General features: G+C 43.2%; 11 protein-coding genes and 1 pseudogene. 3 read left to right on the top strand and 9 right to left on the bottom strand.

Annotated elements, in window-relative coordinates; translation table 11 throughout:
• Positions 1-74 precede the first annotated feature (74 nt).
• The 3 genes and pseudogenes from INT76_RS10805 to INT76_RS10795 form a co-directional block, all read right to left on the bottom strand.
• Positions 75-3,314: pseudogene (locus tag INT76_RS10805) on the bottom strand (GBS Bsp-like repeat-containing protein); the annotation flags it as partial.
• A 432-nt stretch (positions 3,315-3,746) separates the two neighbouring features.
• Positions 3,747-4,499: a triose-phosphate isomerase gene (gene tpiA, locus INT76_RS10800; protein ID WP_212570730.1), complete on the bottom strand. Its 753-nt coding sequence runs from the start codon at positions 4,497-4,499 to the stop codon at positions 3,747-3,749.
• 169 nt (positions 4,500-4,668) lie between these two features.
• Complete coding sequence (locus INT76_RS10795; protein ID WP_212570728.1) at positions 4,669-7,683, bottom strand: RICIN domain-containing protein; 3,015 nt, start codon at positions 7,681-7,683, stop codon at positions 4,669-4,671.
• Positions 7,684-8,087: 404 nt separating this feature from the next.
• Between INT76_RS10795 and INT76_RS10790 the strand changes: the two genes are divergently transcribed.
• The 3 genes from INT76_RS10790 to INT76_RS10780 are packed head-to-tail and all read left to right on the top strand — an operon-like array spanning position 8,088 to position 9,061.
• Positions 8,088-8,657 carry a DUF3796 domain-containing protein gene (locus INT76_RS10790; protein ID WP_212570726.1) on the top strand — a complete coding sequence of 190 codons (570 nt, stop codon included), beginning with the start codon at positions 8,088-8,090 and terminating at the stop codon, positions 8,655-8,657.
• 1 nt (position 8,658) lies between these two features.
• Positions 8,659-8,877, top strand: a complete 219-nt coding sequence (locus INT76_RS10785) for a helix-turn-helix transcriptional regulator (protein WP_024382478.1) — start codon at positions 8,659-8,661, stop codon at positions 8,875-8,877.
• Complete coding sequence (locus INT76_RS10780) at positions 8,870-9,061, top strand: hypothetical protein (RefSeq protein WP_212570724.1); 192 nt, start codon at positions 8,870-8,872, stop codon at positions 9,059-9,061. The genes INT76_RS10785 and INT76_RS10780 overlap by 8 nt, the downstream gene beginning before the upstream one ends.
• 157 nt (positions 9,062-9,218) lie before the next feature.
• Here INT76_RS10780 and tuf read toward each other — a convergent pair whose 3' ends face one another.
• The 6 genes from tuf to ftsW form a co-directional block, all read right to left on the bottom strand.
• Positions 9,219-10,415: an elongation factor Tu gene (gene tuf, locus INT76_RS10775; RefSeq protein ID WP_212570723.1), complete on the bottom strand. Its 1,197-nt coding sequence runs from the start codon at positions 10,413-10,415 to the stop codon at positions 9,219-9,221.
• 193 nt (positions 10,416-10,608) lie between these two features.
• A complete protein-coding gene (locus tag INT76_RS10770; RefSeq protein ID WP_212573076.1) occupies positions 10,609-12,378 on the bottom strand; it encodes a glycoside hydrolase family 13 protein in 1,770 nt (589 codons plus the stop codon).
• Between the two features lie 122 nt (positions 12,379-12,500).
• Positions 12,501-13,586, bottom strand: coding sequence for an anti sigma factor C-terminal domain-containing protein (locus INT76_RS10765; protein ID WP_212570721.1), 1,086 nt, complete (start codon positions 13,584-13,586; stop codon positions 12,501-12,503).
• Positions 13,573-14,040: an RNA polymerase sigma factor gene (locus tag INT76_RS10760; protein ID WP_212570718.1), complete on the bottom strand. Its 468-nt coding sequence runs from the start codon at positions 14,038-14,040 to the stop codon at positions 13,573-13,575. The genes INT76_RS10765 and INT76_RS10760 overlap by 14 nt, the downstream gene beginning before the upstream one ends.
• A gap of 243 nt (positions 14,041-14,283) precedes the next feature.
• Complete coding sequence (gene ppc / locus INT76_RS10755; protein WP_212570716.1) at positions 14,284-16,980, bottom strand: phosphoenolpyruvate carboxylase; 2,697 nt, start codon at positions 16,978-16,980, stop codon at positions 14,284-14,286.
• Positions 16,981-17,009: 29 nt separating this feature from the next.
• A complete protein-coding gene (gene ftsW / locus INT76_RS10750; protein ID WP_212570714.1) occupies positions 17,010-18,221 on the bottom strand; it encodes a cell division peptidoglycan polymerase FtsW in 1,212 nt (403 codons plus the stop codon).
• Positions 18,222-18,250 lie beyond the last annotated feature (29 nt).

Genomic DNA, 18,250 nt, shown 5'->3' with positions numbered 1-18,250 from the left:
GAGGTAGTTCCTCCAACGCCAAGCTGTTGACCACCTGTTGTGATGTAGAGATGGGCGTGGTAAAGACCCGTTTCATAATTGTGGTTTGCTAGACGAACCATGAGGCGGTAGGTGCCGTCTGAATGTGCAATTGCCTCATACCAGCGAACATCGTTTTGTCCATTTGCTTCTGACCAAACAGGAACATGGACAGCTGTTACACCTTTTGGAGCAAAAACCTCCGAAACAACAACTTCAAAGATTCCGTAAGTTGAATTGATATTTTCAATTGAAATCTTAGCTCGTGGGTTCAAACTAGTGATGTCAACAGAAGTAACCGTTGAATCGGCACCAACTGTCTGATTGTCAGGTGTCTTTAGATAAAGATGAACATGATAATTCCCTTTACTGTAGCCGTGATTTTTAGCTTGAATAGATAGTTTGTAGGTATCGGCTCCCTGTTTTTCAGCACCATACCAAACAATGTCATCTTGACCATTTACTTCTGACCAAACCGGTATCAGAACACTGGTTGCTCCCTTTACATTTGTAACAATGATGTCAAAGCTTCCTGTACTGTTGTCCTTATTTTGGATAGACAACTTTCCTGCAGGTTTCGCTTCCTCTAATTTAGTTGTAATCCCACCAGCTCCTTCTAAACTACCATCTGTATGGTTGTAATAAAGGTGGATGTTATAAACTCCGATGCTGTTTTTATGATTCTTTTTATCAACAGATACCTTATAACTACCATCTGTCTGCTTCTTCGCTTCATACCAGACAATATCGTCCTGACCGTTGGTTTCCGACCAAATTGGTACAATCACCTTGTTCAGAGTCTTAGGAGTAAATACATCTGCGATTCGCACATCAAAGGTTCCCGTATCTTGGTTGAGATTTTGAACCGTTAGTTTTCCATAAGGTTTCGGTTTAGTTAAAACCAGCGTCTTAGCAGATACAGCCTCTAAAGCACCATCTGTATAGGAATAATAAAGATGGGCATGGTAAACACCGGTACTGTTCTTATGATCCTTGATATTGACTGGGAGCTTATAGGTTCCGTCCGCCTGTTTGGTTGCGGTATACCAAATAATATCGTCTTGACCATTTTTTTCTGACCAAACCGGCACTTGAACTTGCTTCAACGGTTTTGGTGCATAAATATCAATAATCTGAAGTTCTGCAACATCACCACGCTGGGGATTGTAGGTGACCTTTATCTGACCAGATGGCTTTGTTGCCTGCATAGTAACTTTAGTCGCATCTAAGAACTGGCGAGTACCATCACGGAAGAAATGGTAGGCATGAACATGGTAGACCCCCATGGTATTCTTGTGTTTGCGTCTGTCAATTGTCGCAACATAATGCCCATCTGACAATTGAGTTGTTTGATGCCAAACTAGGTCATCTTGACCTCCTGCTTCAGACCATACAGCCACTCGTACAGGAGAAAAGCCACCCAGTTTGGTTGATGTAACATCTGTGGCGTGAACTTCAAAGCTTCCTGTTTGATTATTCTGCTTTTGAATCGATATCTCACCAGTAGTGAATGCCGGAGATAGATTTACCTTAATGGCTGTCACAAATGATTGACCACCGTCACTATGGCGAAAATAGACATGAACATGATAGATACCAATGCTATTTTTATGGTTAACTCTATCAACGCTGATCTTGTATCTTCTGTTCGGTCGCTCTGATGCAGTATACCAAGTCAAATCATCTTGACCACCTGATTCGGACCAAACAGCCATACGAACAGACTCAACAGTCTTGCTAGACTGGATATCTCTTACCAAAGCATCAAACCTACCCAGAGTATCATTTTGGCCAAGAATATACAAGTAACCTGTTGGCCTATACTGCGCCAAAACAGGCTTGGCTCCAGCAACAATTTGCTTGCTTCCGTCTGTATAGTGATAGTATAGGTGAACATGGTAAAGGCCTGTGCTGTGTTTGTGTCTTTCCTTGTTAATGGTTACCTTATAGCTACCGTCTGCCTGTTTTGTTGCAGTGTACCAGACAAGATCGTCTTGACCACCGGCTTCTGACCAGACAGGAACCACTATTGTTTTAAGGGTTTTATTTGAGGAGATGTTCGTAATGCGAACATCAAAACTGCCAACCCCATCGTTAAGATTCTCAATGGTAATCTGCCCGGTTGGAGTTGTACCTGCTAAAACAGGTTTAGCTCCCGCTACAAATTGCTTACTTCCATCCGCATAGCGGTAATAGAGGTGAGCATGGTAAAGACCATTGCTATTCTTGTGTTTCTTTCTGTCAATGACAACTTTGTAAGTTCCATCCGACTGCTTGGTCGCAGTGTACCAAACAAGATCATCTTGGCCATTGATTTCCGACCAAACAGGAACCACTACCGAACTAATGGACTTGGTAGAGGAAACGCCAGATATTCTTAGCTCAATGAGCCCTGCTGTATTATCTTGTTTTTGAATAGTCAGCTTGCCTGCTACTGTTGCAGGAGTGGAGCTTGCACTTGCGCTTGCTGGCCGTGGCTCCTCCAAGACTGGTTTAACCCCAGTTACAAACTGTCGGCTGTCATTTGCATATTGGTAGTAGAGATGAGCATGATAAAGCCCTGTATTATTCTTGTGCTTGGTTTTATCAACTATCACCTTGTAGCTGCCATCTCCCTGTTTGGTTGCAGTATACCAGACGAGGTCGTCTTGACCGCCTGTATCAGACCAGACAGGAACGAGGATTGTCTTAAGAGAGTGTGGGCTAGAAACGTCTGTGATACGCAATTCAAACATCCCGGTTTGATTGTTCTGGTTTTGAACAGCAATATGACCACCCAACTTTGGCTCTTCCAAGACTGGTTTAGCTCCTGCTACAAACTGCTGGCTCCCATCTGCATAACGATAATAGAGATGGGCATGGTAAAGCCCTGTACTATTCTTGTGCTTGGCCTTATCAACTGTCACCTTGTAGCTGCCATCTGCCTGCTTCGCTGCAGTATACCAGACCAGATCGTCTTGACCACCTACGTCAGACCAGACAGGAATAACTACTGAGCTGAGTGTTTTTGGACTGGAAACATCCGTTACAACAAGCTCAAACGTTCCGACTTGATGGTTTTGACTGAGCACTTTCAACTGACCAGCTAAGGGAATTGGAGTATCCGACTCCAGCTTTTCGCTTGTTGGTTCAGAAAGAGTTGTGCTACTGCTCGGAACGGTTACAGTGCTTGTACTTGTTTCGGTGCTTGCACTCGTCGATGAATCAACAACAGAAGTTGTCGCTAGTGTTGTCGTTGACTCCACTAGCCAATTAAATTGGTAGGTTGTAAAAGTATGACGACTTCCATCTACCATTTCTGCAACCAATTCAATATGAAAATCCGTTGCCTCTGTGGTGTAACCCAGACGGTCTAATACTGAAGCGTAGCTCCCTTGCCCTTCTGCAAAAAAGGAAAATACACTTGCATCGCTTCTATCAGACTTAGTCCAGACAGTTGCATAAACCTGATGAACATCACCTTCTAAGCCACTTGCAACCACCTTGACCCCTTCAGCCTGCTTTGCCACCTCAATGGTAGCTGTACGGTTTGAATGAAGCTGAGAGGTGACGGTTGCGGTATTGGCAGTAATCGTATCCGCCGCAATAGCCTGCCCCCCAATTGTGAGCGTTGCTAGAGCTAGCAAGATTAAAAATGATTTCTTTGTCATAATCTCTCCAATTAGAATAAAAAACTCCTAGCTATACAGTTAGAAGTTTTTTATCCATCTTATCTAATCCCTAGATATTTAGAAGGCAAGCAAAGCCAAGAAGCTTTCCGCTTCAAGCGATGCTCCACCTACGAGGGCTCCGTCAACGTCTGGGCAAGCCATGTATTCTGCGACGTTTGATGGATTTACAGAACCACCGTATTGTACACGAACCTTGTCAGCCACTTCTTGACCGAAGTCTGCTGCAACAACATCACGAACCGCTTTACACATTTTTTGTGCGTCATCTTTTGTAGCTGATTTACCCGTACCGATAGCCCAGATTGGCTCATAAGCGATAACCAGCGAAGCTACTTGTTCTGCTGTCAAACCTTTCAAAGCAGCTGAAACTTGCACAGCAACGAAATCTACTGCTTTCCCTGCTTCGTAAGTTTCAAGCGACTCACCACAACAGATGATTGGAGTCAAACCATTGCGGAAGATGGCGTGAGCTTTTTTATTGATATCTTCATCTGTTTCATGGAAGTAATCACGACGCTCAGAGTGACCGATAACAACGTAGTTTACGCCCATCTCAGCGAGAACTTTAGGAGATGTTTCACCAGTGAAGGCACCTGCATCTTCAAAGTAGCAGTTTTGAGCTGCAACTTTTAGGTCAGAATCTTTTGCGAACCAAAGAAGTGCATTTAAATCAACGGCAGGTGCTGCGATTGCTGCTTCTACCTTATCAGCTGCTGGCAATTTGCCTGCAATAGCCTCAACGAAAGCTTGCGCTTCTTGAGGGTTTTTATTCATTTTCCAGTTACCTGCAATAATTGGTTTTCGTGACATTTCACATACCTCTTCTTTTTTATTTTACAAATTCCATTATATCATAGTTTCATTTATAATTAAAGCCAATTATAAGAAATACTGATAAAAGTCTCTGGGACTGGCTTGAGGTTTATCAGAGGTGAACTTAGGTCACTTTTTATCAGCAATGACCTTACATGGAGGTTTCTTATTTTGCAACAATCCAAACCCCCTCGTTGTTAACATAGTATTTATTTATGTAGGTATTTCTAGCCATATGACCTGATGGGTAGAAATAATACCACTTATTCTTAATATTTCTCCACCCTGTAACCATGTAACCCGAACCATCAAAATAATACCATTTTTTGTCAATGAGTCTCCAAGCATTTTTAGGATAAGTCGCATCTGCATGTTGGTACCAGTAACCCTTGGCATCTTTTTTCCAGCCTGGGCTTGCTAATTTCTTAGATGGAATCCATTTACCGCTGATGTCAACATAGTAGGTATGGTCTATCCACTCATTAGCAGCCATTGCTCCTGAAGATTTGAAGTAATAATGCCTACCTTCCACTTTTTGCCAACCAGTGGACATATAGCCTGCACTATTGAAGTAATACCATTTGCCGCCGATCTGCTTCATACCATTCTTATGATAGGTTGCATCAGCATATTGATACCAATATCCTTTAGAATCTTTCTTCCAGCCTGGTGTAGCCAGCTTCTTAGATGGAATCCACTTGCCGCTGATGTCAACATAGTAGGTATGGTCTATCCATTCGTTAGCGGCCATTGCACCTGAAGATTTGAAATAATAGTGAGTGTTTTCTACTTTTTGCCAACCAGTGGACATATAACCTGAGGCATTGAAAAAGTACCATTTGCCATCGATTTGCTTGATACCATTTGTATGGTACCTACCATCAGCATACTGGTAACGACTGCCCTTGGCATCTGTTCTCCAGCCTGGCGTAATCTTTTTATTTACTGTCACGCGCAAAACGGCAATCTTATCCCCTGCCAAGGTTGTTACGATAATATCAGCCTGCCCAGCACTAACAGCTGTGAGTTCTCCATTGTTCACCGTGACAATAGAAGGGTTCGTTGATTTCCAGCTAACTGCCAAGCTGCTAGCATTTGAAGGAGATACTGTGGCTGTCACTTTTCTCTTTGAACCGACCAACATGGTTTCTTCGGTCGCACTCAGTTTGATAGACTGAGGTTCCGGTGCAAATCGCCAAAGTTGATTCGGGCCCTTGTGTCTGATATATAACTGCACATTGCCTCCTTCTTTGGCAACCCCTGCAGAACCATCTGTATCCAAAGCCATATTTTTCTTCTTAGAGATAATCTCGAAGAAGCCGCCTCCAGCATCTTTGATAATCCACTGTTGGGCTTCACTGTTATTGGCATTATGAAAGACTACATTGCTACCATTGTGACTGCTGTTCCCAAATGCATCCAACTGTCTTCCTGTGGTTTTTGAAATGATAGTATAGTATCCATTTCCCAAATACTTCACGTCAAATTTCTGTTTGCTATCTAGCAGATTAGAATTGATTTGGGCATTTGAATAATTCTCTGTTCCACCACCTGCTTCATTCAAGCCCATTTGCTCATTGAACTTGCTGATGATGTGGTAGGTGCCATCTGCAATCGTCCGTTTCGCATCGGTATCTACCGAAACAAATTTAAATTTTTGCGCAATGCTATTGTTTGCTTCCCATAGTTGAATATTTGTTCCCTGAGCAATTTTTCCGCCTGCAATATCTAGAACCAAGCCACTGTGACGGTTGACAATTTCAAAAGAATCACCATTTGGTTTCAAAATCCATTGCTGGTTAACGGCACCATGCAGGGCGTAGGCATTGACATTCGCACCTGGCTCTGCTGAAGTTGCATCCATGGAGTTTCCTGTGGCTTTATGAACAAGCGTATAGCTTCCTCCACCCAGGTGCTTAACTGTTATTATCTGATGTGGAGAGGTGACACTATCCCAGAGCCAAACATTCGTTCCATTTGCAGGATTCGCACCTTGAACATCCACACCCAAATTTTGATCAGCTGTTGAAACTATGTGGTAATCACCATCCGAAACAGATCGCCCAACCTGTGCAGCCAACTGTTCACCGTTGTAACGGTTAACGGCCGGAGGTGGTGGGGGAGCTGGTTTTTCTCTTAAATATACATAACCGAGAAATTTACCTGCAATTCCTGCAACTTGTGACTTGCTGTAACCCTTATTGGAAACTCCTAGATGTCCTCCCCAGTTCCCCGGCACTCCCCCTTGAGAAATCGTTACATGATCACCATTTACATCCTCAACAAAGGCAACATGCCCATAGTTATTAGAACCATATACCGCAACTGGGTTATGCTCCCACACAGCAACGGCATTCTTAGCTGGTTCTGATCCAGTTTGATAGCCGTACCTTGGCAATACTGTCCAATAAGCTGATGCTCCCGGAAGTCCGTATTTATTATACCCAGTGTTAGGCAATACAATTCCTAGCAAGGTTCGCGAACGATCCTTTACCCATTGGACACAACCAGAATATCTATAATCTCCACGAAGGCCAATTGAAGGAGTTCCTGCACTTAATAACGTAGTTGAATCTGACTCTGGTATAAGAACTGTACCATCTTTTTCCTCAGTTGTTACTAAAAGCTCCTTCAAACCATTCTTGTCTGTTTGAGTTGTTTTGGGTTCTTTTACAAGCTCTTTAGAATCTTTCGTTTTTGTTTTTTCTGCTGATTCAGCCTGCTCGGCCGTCGTGGTTTCCGATACGTCTTTAACTCGGGGTTCTTCTACACCCTTATCACCTGTCGTTGATAAGGTTGTTCCAACGGTCGTTGTCGTAGTTGACTCGCCAATTGTCTGCACAGAGCTGGTTTCGGTTGTTAGTTGAACCTCTGATTCTTCCGAACTCTCAGTACTTGTTGGAGTCGTTACAGGTTCATTTGACAACGTCGTACTAGCCGGAGCTTCTTCTGAAGTTACAGAAGTATTTGCTGTCACTTCTTCTGTTACAGGCTGACTGATATCAGCAGTTGTGACAACTGGTAGTGCAGTTACAGATTCCGTATCGGCATAGATCGATACAGAATCACACATACCGACCGCACCAATGGTGACGCTAGCAAGTCCTGCTACTGCAAATCTTGCCAATTTAGCCTTTTGCCTAGCTTTGCGTTTAAAGCGCTTTCTTTTTCTTTTAAACATAAGCTCCTCCTTATATTTTTTATCATCCTGATTATACCAAATATAAAGAATAAATCAATTATATATGTGCTTCTGTTCGGTTTTTCCTTATTTTCTTCTGCTCATAAAAAATTGAATTTAGTTGGTTCTATTTAAAATCAGCAAACATCTCACGATGAGTAATGAAGGACGATTTTCTACTGCTAATCCTTTCTTTGCTGTCTGGTTCAGAAATGCCTGTTCAACACTAGATTTATCAAATATTGAACAAAATACTGTTCTCTAAAATGTTATAAAAAATTAACATTTTACTTGACAGCACTTTCTTAGTGTGATATATTTATAACAGAAAGAGTTAGAAATAAATAACATTTTAAAAATGACGAATTGAAACTAGCTCAAAAAAATAATAAAGGATGATTCTCATGCTTAAAAAATACGCTTGGCTTCTAGCCTCCCTCATCCTAACTGGGGCTATCTGGTTTCTGACCCCTGCTTCTGATCCTACTTGGATAAAAAACAGCATCTTTGCAGGTTTTCTTATCTACCTGCTTCTTCTCTTCCTCTTCTTCTCCAAACTTCCCAAGCCAGACCCAGAAACATTCTATTTTGGTTTGACAGAAAAACTCTATACGGTGACACTCTTAGCTGCCATGGCAATCTATGGTAAAGGTATTTGGGTCATCACTCCCGCTACAAATCCCAGCTGGATTAAGGATGGCTTCCTAGGATTTGGACTCTTCTTGTTGCTGGCTTTCTTCCTCTACTTTTCTTTTAAAAAAGTGGACGAGAAACCAGACGATCGCTTCTATACCAATCTGGCCAAGGCCGCTTGCCTAACCCTGTGCCTTGTCCTTCTTAGCCTGATGATTCTGACTATCATCACCTTCTTCCAGCCCTTCACACTCCAAGCTGGCATGATTCTGATTTTCAGCGCCGCCATAATTCTCGCCTTTGACTTCGCCTTTTTCTTCTTTGAAAAGAGAGGTGGTTAAGATGGCCAATATCATCACCAATCTCAAAGAATACCGAAAAGCAAGGAAAATCAGCCAACAGGAACTGGCCCAACTGGTCGGTGTCCGTCGGGAAACCATTGTTCATTTGGAAAACAATCGCTACAATCCTTCTCTCGAGATGGCCTTAAAAATTGCGGAAATTTTTGATTGCCATGTCGAAGAACTCTTTCAACTCAAAAAGGAGGCAGAAAATGACTAAATCCATGACTTGCTCCTATTGCGGAGCTTCCGACACCATCCTATGTAAACAGCCACACGGCTATTCTAGCGTAACTCCTGCGGATAAAAAAATGGCCTTCAACGGCCAAACCCTTTACCATGACATCTGCAAAAATTGCGGCACCGTAGTTCGCTCTTTTATCAATGGACCTGAAAAATTGTAGAAAAGACAAGAATCCCTAGAACAGAAGTTCTGGGGATTTCTACTTTACAATCCAATTCTGCTAGGCTATTGGAATCACAAAAGACTCACCGCCTCGCGACAGTGAGTCTCATTTAAGTTGTCTGACTTAAATTGTTATTTCTGGGAACTTAATCGAATTAAGCTTCGATTGATGTAACCATACCTGAACCAACAGTACGTCCACCTTCACGGATAGAGAAAGTAGTACCTTGTTCAACGGCGATTGGGTGGATCAATTCAACGTCGATAGTTACGTTATCACCAGGCATTACCATTTCAGTACCTTCTGGCAATTTGATTGAACCAGTTACGTCAGTTGTACGGAAGTAGAACTGTGGACGGTAGTTGTCGAAGAATGGAGTGTGACGTCCACCTTCTTCTTTAGTAAGGATGTAAACTTCACCTTTGAATTTAGTGTGTGGGTTGATTGAACCTGGTTTAGCAATAACTTGACCACGTTCGATTTCGTCACGTTGAACACCACGAAGAAGCACACCAACGTTATCGCCAGCAAGACCTTCGTCCAATTGCTTACGGAACATTTCAACACCAGTTACAACTGCTTTAGAAGTTTCTTCCTTGATACCAACGATTTCGATTTCGTCGTTGACACGAACAGTACCACGGTCGATACGACCTGAAGCAACAGTACCACGACCAGTGATTGAGAATACGTCCTCGACTGGAAGAAGCAATGGCTTGTCAGTGTCGCGTTCTGGTTCTGGAATGTACTCATCAACAGTGTTCATCAATTCCATGATGATGTCTTCGTATGCTGAGTCACCTTCAAGAGCTTTAAGAGCTGAACCTTGGATAACTGGAAGATCGTCACCTGGGAAGTCGTATTCTGACAAGAGGTCACGGATTTCCATTTCAACCAACTCAAGCAATTCTTCATCGTCAACCAAGTCAACTTTGTTCATGAAGACGATAAGGTGTTTAACACCAACCTGACGAGAAAGAAGGATGTGCTCACGAGTTTGTGGCATTGGACCGTCAGTAGAAGCTACTACAAGGATCGCACCGTCCATCTGTGCAGCACCAGTGATCATGTTTTTAACGTAGTCCGCGTGTCCTGGAGCGTCGATGTGGGCATAGTGACGTTTTTCAGTTTCGTACTCAACGTGTGCAGTGTTGATAGTGATACCGCGCTCACGTTCTTCTGGAGCAGCATCGATAGACGCATAGTCTTTAGGTTGGTTAACTGATGAAGGCAAGCGACGTGCCAATACAGTTGTGATAGCTGCAGTCAAAGTAGTTTTACCGTGGTCAACGTGTCCAATGGTACCAATGTTAACGTGTGGTTTACTACGATCGTATTTTTCTTTTGCCATTTTGGTAAAAGCCTCCAATAAAATATATTTTATAGATAGACAGTAGGCAATACGGTCTAACTTTACCTTACTATTCTATCAAATTGTAGCAGAAATGCAAGCATTTTCTATCTTTTTTCTGATTTAATCCATATCTAGCCGCAAACAGCATGGATTAAAAGCAGGAGCATCCGCCTCAAAAAAGTCCATCTCTTTAACTAGCTGAACGATACGTTTCTTCTCGGCTCACCACTACTATTCCTTGAGGCAGCAAACTGAGTCTTTCCTTATCTAGTTGACACAAATTACTGAGGAGGACTTGCTCCGCTTTTTCTAGGAAAAAGATCTGATTGGTTTGATTGAAATAAGCTTCTAGTCTACGGCCATGGTAGTGATAGCTCAGCAAGACGACACCTGCCTCTAGGACATCTAGTCTGAACTCCCCCTTCTGGATACTGTCTTGCTGTTTTTTACGAAGTTTTATCAGTTGCTTCATGAAGGTCAGGAGTTCTTGATCCTGCTGGTCTGTTTCCCAAGGCATGACCCGTCTGCAATCGGGGTCTTCCCCTCCAAGCATGCCCACTTCGGTTCCATAGTAAATACACGGGGTACCTAACTGTAAAAAGAGGAAGGTTAAGGCAGCTTTGACTGCATCCTTATCGCCTTTGGCAGTCGTCAGAATCCGCTCTGTATCATGAGAGTCCAAAAGATTAAACAGGACTTCTGTTGTTTGCCTGCGGTAGGTCAGCAGCTGACTGTAAATATGAGATTGAAAGGTTAAGGCTGATAATCTCTTCGTTAGGAAATAGTCCTTGATTGATTGTGAAAGCGGGTAATTCATCACCGCATGAAACTCGTCGCCACCCAACCAAGCATGGGCAGAGTGCCAAATTTCCCCTAGAATATACAAGTCTGGTTTGATGGCAAGAACCGCCTTCTGAAAATCTTTCCAAAAACCATGGTCGATTTCGTTGGCCACATCAAGTCGCCAGCCGTCAATATCACATTCCTGAATCCAATAGGTAGCTACCTCAAGTAAATACGCCTTAACCTCTGGATGACTGGTATTGAGTTTGGGCATTTTCCCTTGAAAAGCAAAGGTATGGTAGTTGAGTATTTTGTCTTTTCCTACCTCTTCTACTAGAGGGAATTTTTTAATGTGAAACCAATCTTTGTAGGGTGAGGCTTCACCCTTTTCCAATACGTCCTGCCACTGGGGAGAAAGGCTGCCGATGTGATTGAACACCGCATCCAACATCACTTTCATGCCTCGTTTATGAGCTTCTTGAACCAGTTGCTTAAAGAGTTTCTTATCCCCGAAGTACGGGTCAATTGAAAAATAGTCCGTCGTATCATATTTGTGGTTGCTAGGAGCCTCAAAAATCGGACAAAAATAAAGACCTGTAATTCCTAGTTCCTGCAAATAATCCAACTTGTCCAAGACCCCTTGAAGATTGCCACCGAAGAAATCACGATGCCCCGGTTTACGATTTGGATCCCATGCCAAACAGTCCTGAGGAGAAGAGTTTAGAGGCCCTTTGGCAAAACGTTCTGGAAAAATTTGGTACCAAATTGTTTCTGCAACCCAGCTTGGTGTTTTGCAACAATCTGCTTGATGAAGATAAGGGAGTTTAAAGCCGTTCATATAAAAGGAAAGATTTTCTTCCGAATAAGGTAGGGCCCCACGGTCACCAAATAAGATGCGGTCGCCATCACTTGACTGGATGTCAAAGAGATACTGAAGCCGGTTGTAATCGGCCACTACTTCAACCTGCCAATAGTCAAACCAGTAGTCTGCTCCAATTTTCTTCATGGCAGTCTGGTATTGGTAAGAGGATTGGTAAAAAATAAAGGGGTCGCCATGGTGTACAAGAACGGTTGTTACTTCATCTTTTTTCGTCTTCAGACGGAGATGGACCTTTTCTTCATCATAGAGGTAGCCGTACTCTGTATCGGGCCGGTGGTAAAGGGCTGTGATAGAGATAGTCATGCTAGATTCCTTCTTTCTGTTTGAAACACCTCTAGTCTAGCACAAGCAAATAAATAATGCAAACGTTTTCGTAAACTGATTAAAAAGAAGCAGCCTCGCTGGGGCTGCTTCTGCTATTATGGGTTTAGGTGATGGTAGGGCTGAAGTTCCAAGGTTTGACCAATATTTGAACCAAAAATCCAATCCGCTCCTTCAAGGCCGGCAAAATCTTCTGTCCGACCTGTTAGGATTACACCGGCAAACTTAGCAGACTGGCCATCCTTATTGGCTGCTAGGTAAGTTTTGATGTCTGTTTCGAGATCAAACTCTCCGTTGTTAACAGTATAACCCGCCCATCCCTTGTCTAGGGCAGTTTGGAGGTTCACTTGGAAGAAGCTAAAATTGTTAGAGAAATTTTCCTGTGCAGTCAAAGCTGCTACTTCCTCTTTGATTTTCTCCTGCTTTTGTTGAATCTCTTCGTCAGATAATTCTTTTTTCGCTTCTTCAGCCAGTGCCTGTCGGTTTTTTTGCGCTTCCTCATAGCTTTCAATTTGGTTTTTGACTGGTGAAAAACCGATTTGAGCATCTAAGGGGAGTTCTTTTGTATCGTATTGGCTTTCTGTTCCAATCCAGTACCAGTTGATTTTAAGCTTATCCGGTATCAAGGCTTCGATTTCTTCAAAGTTATAGGACTTGTCAAAAGTCACAGCTACTTCTACGGCTTGATTTGACTTCTGTGAAAGCAGCTGAATGTCCTGAGTGGGCAGCAAAGAACCATCCTGTGAGTAGTTAAATTTTGTGTTGAAAAATACGGGAACCTTAAAACTTGAACCATGTGTGTACTGGGCTGTACCGTCTTCTGACCCGTAAATATTGTCAGCCTGGCTTCCCTTGTATAGCCCCGAACGCAGGCCGTAGTAACTCTCATAGTCCTCGAAAGGAAGACTAATCCCCGCAAGATCCTTCACCTGATCAGAACGATAGACTCCCGTAAAAGACGAAGTGGGAATAAAAGACCAGTTGATGCTTTCAATGTTAGGATAGCTGATCGCGTTTTTCAATTCATGAAAACGCTGAATTTCCCAAGCATTGTCAGAAGTTATCTTGTTTAAAATCCAATAACCGCTTGAAAGAATTATCAGACTCCCTGTCACCGATAAAAGAACAGCTTTGAGAAGGCTCTTTCGCTTGCTTCTCTTGGTTACCACTTCAAATGTTTTCATATTCGTACCCCTTTTCTTTTAATAGACTAGCTAATTTTTTTCGGCCTCGATAAAGATTGATTTTGACTGCACTCTGGCTGCTCCCCAAAATCTGGGCAATTTCCTTGATAGACATATCCTGAAAATAGTAGCAATCAATCACTGCCTGATACTTGGCAGGCAGCTCCTCCACCGCTTGATAAAGATCTGCATAGTCCTCATGGTCAAATGGAACAATGCCTTCTTCTTTAAAGAATTCCTTTTGCAGAATTTGGTGGTAGCGCTTGTCCCGTCGATATTTATCGATATAGGCTCGGATGGCCGAGCGATAAAGCCAGGCTCTCAGTTTCGGGAGAGGAAGGACAATATCAGCTTCAAGAATTTTGACCAAGACATCCTGAGCAATATCGTCACTGTCTGCACGATTGGCGCCTGATTTTTGCAGATAGTAGGAAATCTCCTGGGAGATAGCCATGACTTCTTTTTCATATTCATCTAACTTGATTGTTCTCCCCTCCTTTCACTGATATAACGAATAAAGTGGTAATTGGTTACATAAACTTACTGTCTAAAATGGAAGCCCCGAGACCTCTCTCCTCCTTGCTTCCAATCGTTAGCTGGGCAAGCTCTGGTGTTTAGTGAGTTCGTTCTCTCAATCTAGCATATCATGTTTTTGCTTTTTTTAAAGATGAAAAAAATGGCCCCAAGGACCATTTTCTTAACCGGAATTACGCAGACCGGTTGCTATACCGTTGATGGTGATGTGAATGAGATTTTCCTGTTCTTTACTCAACTCACCGCGTCGCAAGCGGTTGATCAGCTCAATCTGGATATAATTGAGAAGGTTGAAGTAAGGCATTCGATAATCTAAGCTGGCCTTGAGAGAAGGAAGCTCTGCCAAGAGTTCATCATGTTTCTCAATCTCCAAAATGATATTCTTGGTCAATTGCCACTCGTCCAAGATGATGTTGAAAACATGGCGAACTTCTTCGTCTTCACACATTTTTGCATATTCAAAGGCGATATTCATATTGGATTTTGAAAGCACCATATCCACATTCGACAATAGCGAACGGAAGAAAGGCCACTGTTCATACATGTGTTGCAGCTGGGCAAGGTTGGCTGGGTCTTTATCGATATAGCGTTTAAAACTAGAACCTACTCCATACCAACCCGGAAGCATCACGCGGTTTTGTGACCAAGAAAATACCCATGGTATGGCGCGAAGACCACCAATTTCTGTAATCGTCTTACGAGCAGCTGGCCGAGAACCGATGTTGAAGCTGGATACTTCTCGAATCGGACTCGCTGCAAAGAAGTAATCATAGAAATGCGGGTTATTAAATACCAAATCGCGGTAAATGTGGTAGCTATCATCCACGATGTCATTCATCACTTCGCGGTAGCCATCAATTTGATTTGGATCTGCAATCATCTGTGTTACCATGCGATCCAAGGTTGCCGACATCAGCATTTCTAAGTTGTAGTAGGCGGCATCCTTGTTCCCGTATTTATTTCCAATCACTTCACCCTGTTCAGTCAAACGAATACGGTCTTTGATGGTGCCAAAAGGCTGGGAAGTAATGGCTTCATAAGATGGGCCGCCACCGCGACCAACTGTTCCGCCACGACCGTGGAAGAAGGTGATTTTTACACCGTTTTCTTCACCAATTTTGGTCAGTTCATTCTGAGCTTTATAGAGAGTCCAACCTGAGGACAGATAACCGCCATCCTTATTGGAATCAGAATAGCCCAGCATGATTTCCTGATAATTGTTATTGCCGGTAATCCAATTGCGAGCAAGCGGAAGCTGAAGGTACTGGCGCATGGTGTCTGAGGCGTTGTCCAAATCTTCGATGGTTTCAAAGAGAGGAACGATCTGCACACGCGCCTTCTTGCTATCTACCAGACCAACTTCCTTGAGAAGCACAGCTAATTCTAGCAGGTCTGACACGCTTTCTGAGTGAGAAATGATGTGTTGTTTGATGACCTCTTCTCCCAGCTTATCCTTTAGCTCACGCGCGGTGGCAAAGATGGCCAACTCTTTTTGGAGCTGTTCAGACTTAGGCGCATGGGTAGCCGAAAGAATCCGTGGATCTTCCTCCAATTCCTTGAGCAGGACATGGCACTTGGCTTCTTCCGACAAGCTGCTGTAATCCATAACAATCTTGGCAGAAGCCAACAATTCTGCTACACTGGCTTCATGAACAGAGGAATCCTGCCGCATGTCAATACTAGCCAGATAGAAACCAAAGGCCTCAACAGCTTCTAAAAGTTCTGTGAAGTCACCCTTCAACAAAGCTGCTGTCCGGTTTTCTTCCAAGGATTCCTTGATAGCAAACAAGTCTTCCTTAAATTCCTGAACATTGGCATAGCGAATCGTATGCTTCTTATCGTGGATTAAATAATCCTGAGTATTCGCTAGCTTCATCTGAATATAGTGGAAAGCGCGGCGGTAAGGTTCGTGTTCGCGATAAACAGATTTATCCTCTGACAAATCAGCCAGTGCTTGAACAGCTGGACTGACCTTAACGATTGTCGTAGATAGGGAGAAATTCCGATAAAGTTTATAGATTTGCTCCTGATAATAATCCATAATCACTTGACACTGGGTCAAGGCAGAAAGTTTCAGGGTTTCGGCTGTCACGAAAGGATTGCCATCCCTGTCACCACCGATCCACATTCCCATGGTAATCGGTGTGGGATTGTTGAGGTGAATTCCTTTTGCTGTAGCCAGACGTTTATACTCTGTTTGCAGCTTGGTCACTGCCTTGATAAAGGAACTATTGTAGTACTCCATCACATTGGTGATTTCATTGGTGACCTTGAGCTTTTTCTCGCGAATCATCTCCGTCTGCATGATAATCTCAATGTAGCAACGAAGCTCATCTTCCCATTTGGTTTTATTGAGAAGGCCCAGCTTAACATCACGGTAGCGGCGGAGCAGCTCATGGATATGTTTGGTCAAATCCAACATGGACTGACGTTGCACCTGAGTCGGGTGGGCAGTTAGCACCGGTACTACGTTGAGATTTTCTAAAATTTCAGCAGCATTCTCGTGTGACGCAACCACATCAATGGTTGTTGAAATCTTACCTAGATAGTCGTTGCCGATGTTATTTTGGTGGTTAATTTCATAAGCCAAATCCACATCTTCTGAAATGTTGATTAGAAGCGGCAAAACGGCAAAGTAACGAGCGATAACAGCCAACTCATCGTTGGTTAGCTGACTGATAATTTCTAACAAACGTTGGTAATCGTCTTCGGTCGCTAGGTCTGCCAATTCAATGATTTTGTTAAAGGCTTCTTCTGAAAGCATCTGACGGGCTACATCCTGCAAGGTTGTCGTCAGGATGGTGATTTCTTCTTTAATGGTTTCTTTGTTGTTGTAGTTTTCTAGTTTTTGAATAGACATCTCACTTCCTCTTTTCATAGATTCAGGACTTAGGTCATGGTTCGCTCAATCTCTTCAACCAAGAGTACCCGTTTTTCGTTGGCATCGATATTGAGTACAAAGGCGATACCAATAGATATAATCAACAGACTGTTTCCCCCTTGAGATAGGAAGGGGAAGGTCACTCCTGTCGCCGGAATCAAACCTGAAATTCCGCCAACATTGACAAAGGTTTGAATCAAAAGCATACCACCAATCCCTAGGGCCATCATCGCATTGAAGGGATTGCGGGCTCGAATCCCCACGATAATAATGCGGAGAATTAAAAAGAACAAGAGGGCCAAAATCAGACTGGCACCAACCAGACCCAACTCCTCAATCACAATGGAGAAGGCAAAGTCTGTATGGGCTTCTGGCAGGTAGCCATTTTTTTCGATTGAGTTGCCCAAACCTCTGCCTAGCCAGCCGCCATTACTCATGGCATAGTAGGAGTTAGCCAACTGAAGCCCTGCTCCTGTTTCATTTTCAAAAGGGTTAAAAAAGGCAGAGAAGCGTCGGGCGATATAGCCAAAGACGGGAATCTTTTCTACAACTTCAACCCCTAAGGCCCAGATAGACCCCAGCAATGCGGTCGAGCCAGCTACAATGGCTAAGAGAATCGTTGAAAACCAACGATAGCCGATTCCACTGACTGAAATCATAATCACAACAGTCAGAGCCAAAATTGTTGCATTCCCCAAATCAGGCAGGGTTCCGACCAAGGCAATGAACAAGAGAGATACCAAGCGCCAGTCATTCAGATGATTGGGAATCCAGCGCCCCTTGGTCAGGGCTCGGTAATCATAGGTCCGAATCTCGGGCTGCATGCGAGCAAATTTGTGGGCCAGATACCAGACGATAATCAATTTTAGATATTCTGCTGGCTGCAAGCCAATGAAACCAAACCGTATCCAACCATGGGCTCCATTGACGGGTTCAAAAAAACGAGAAATAACCAATAAGGCGACTTCCACTATCAGGACAACCTGAATCACCTTAGCCTGCCGTAAAAAACTCAGCTTCATGCGATAAATAACAAAAATGGCAGCCAAACTCACTATCCAAAAGAGAGATTGGTTAATCACTTGGTAAAAAGGGTTGCTCCCTTCGCGAATCAGGTTGGCGCTGGTGGTAGAATACACCATAATCAAACCGATTACAGAAAGCATCAGATAGGGAATAAGGATAGACAAATTCAACAAATGTCGTTTATCAATGTTCATGTAAACTCCTAGTATGACAGGTACATCAT

The sequence above is a fragment of the Streptococcus oriscaviae genome (assembly GCF_018137985.1).
Taxonomy (GTDB): domain Bacteria; phylum Bacillota; class Bacilli; order Lactobacillales; family Streptococcaceae; genus Streptococcus; species Streptococcus oriscaviae.
Note: the sequence above shows the minus strand (reverse complement) of the source record. Positions and strands in the feature narration are given on the sequence as shown.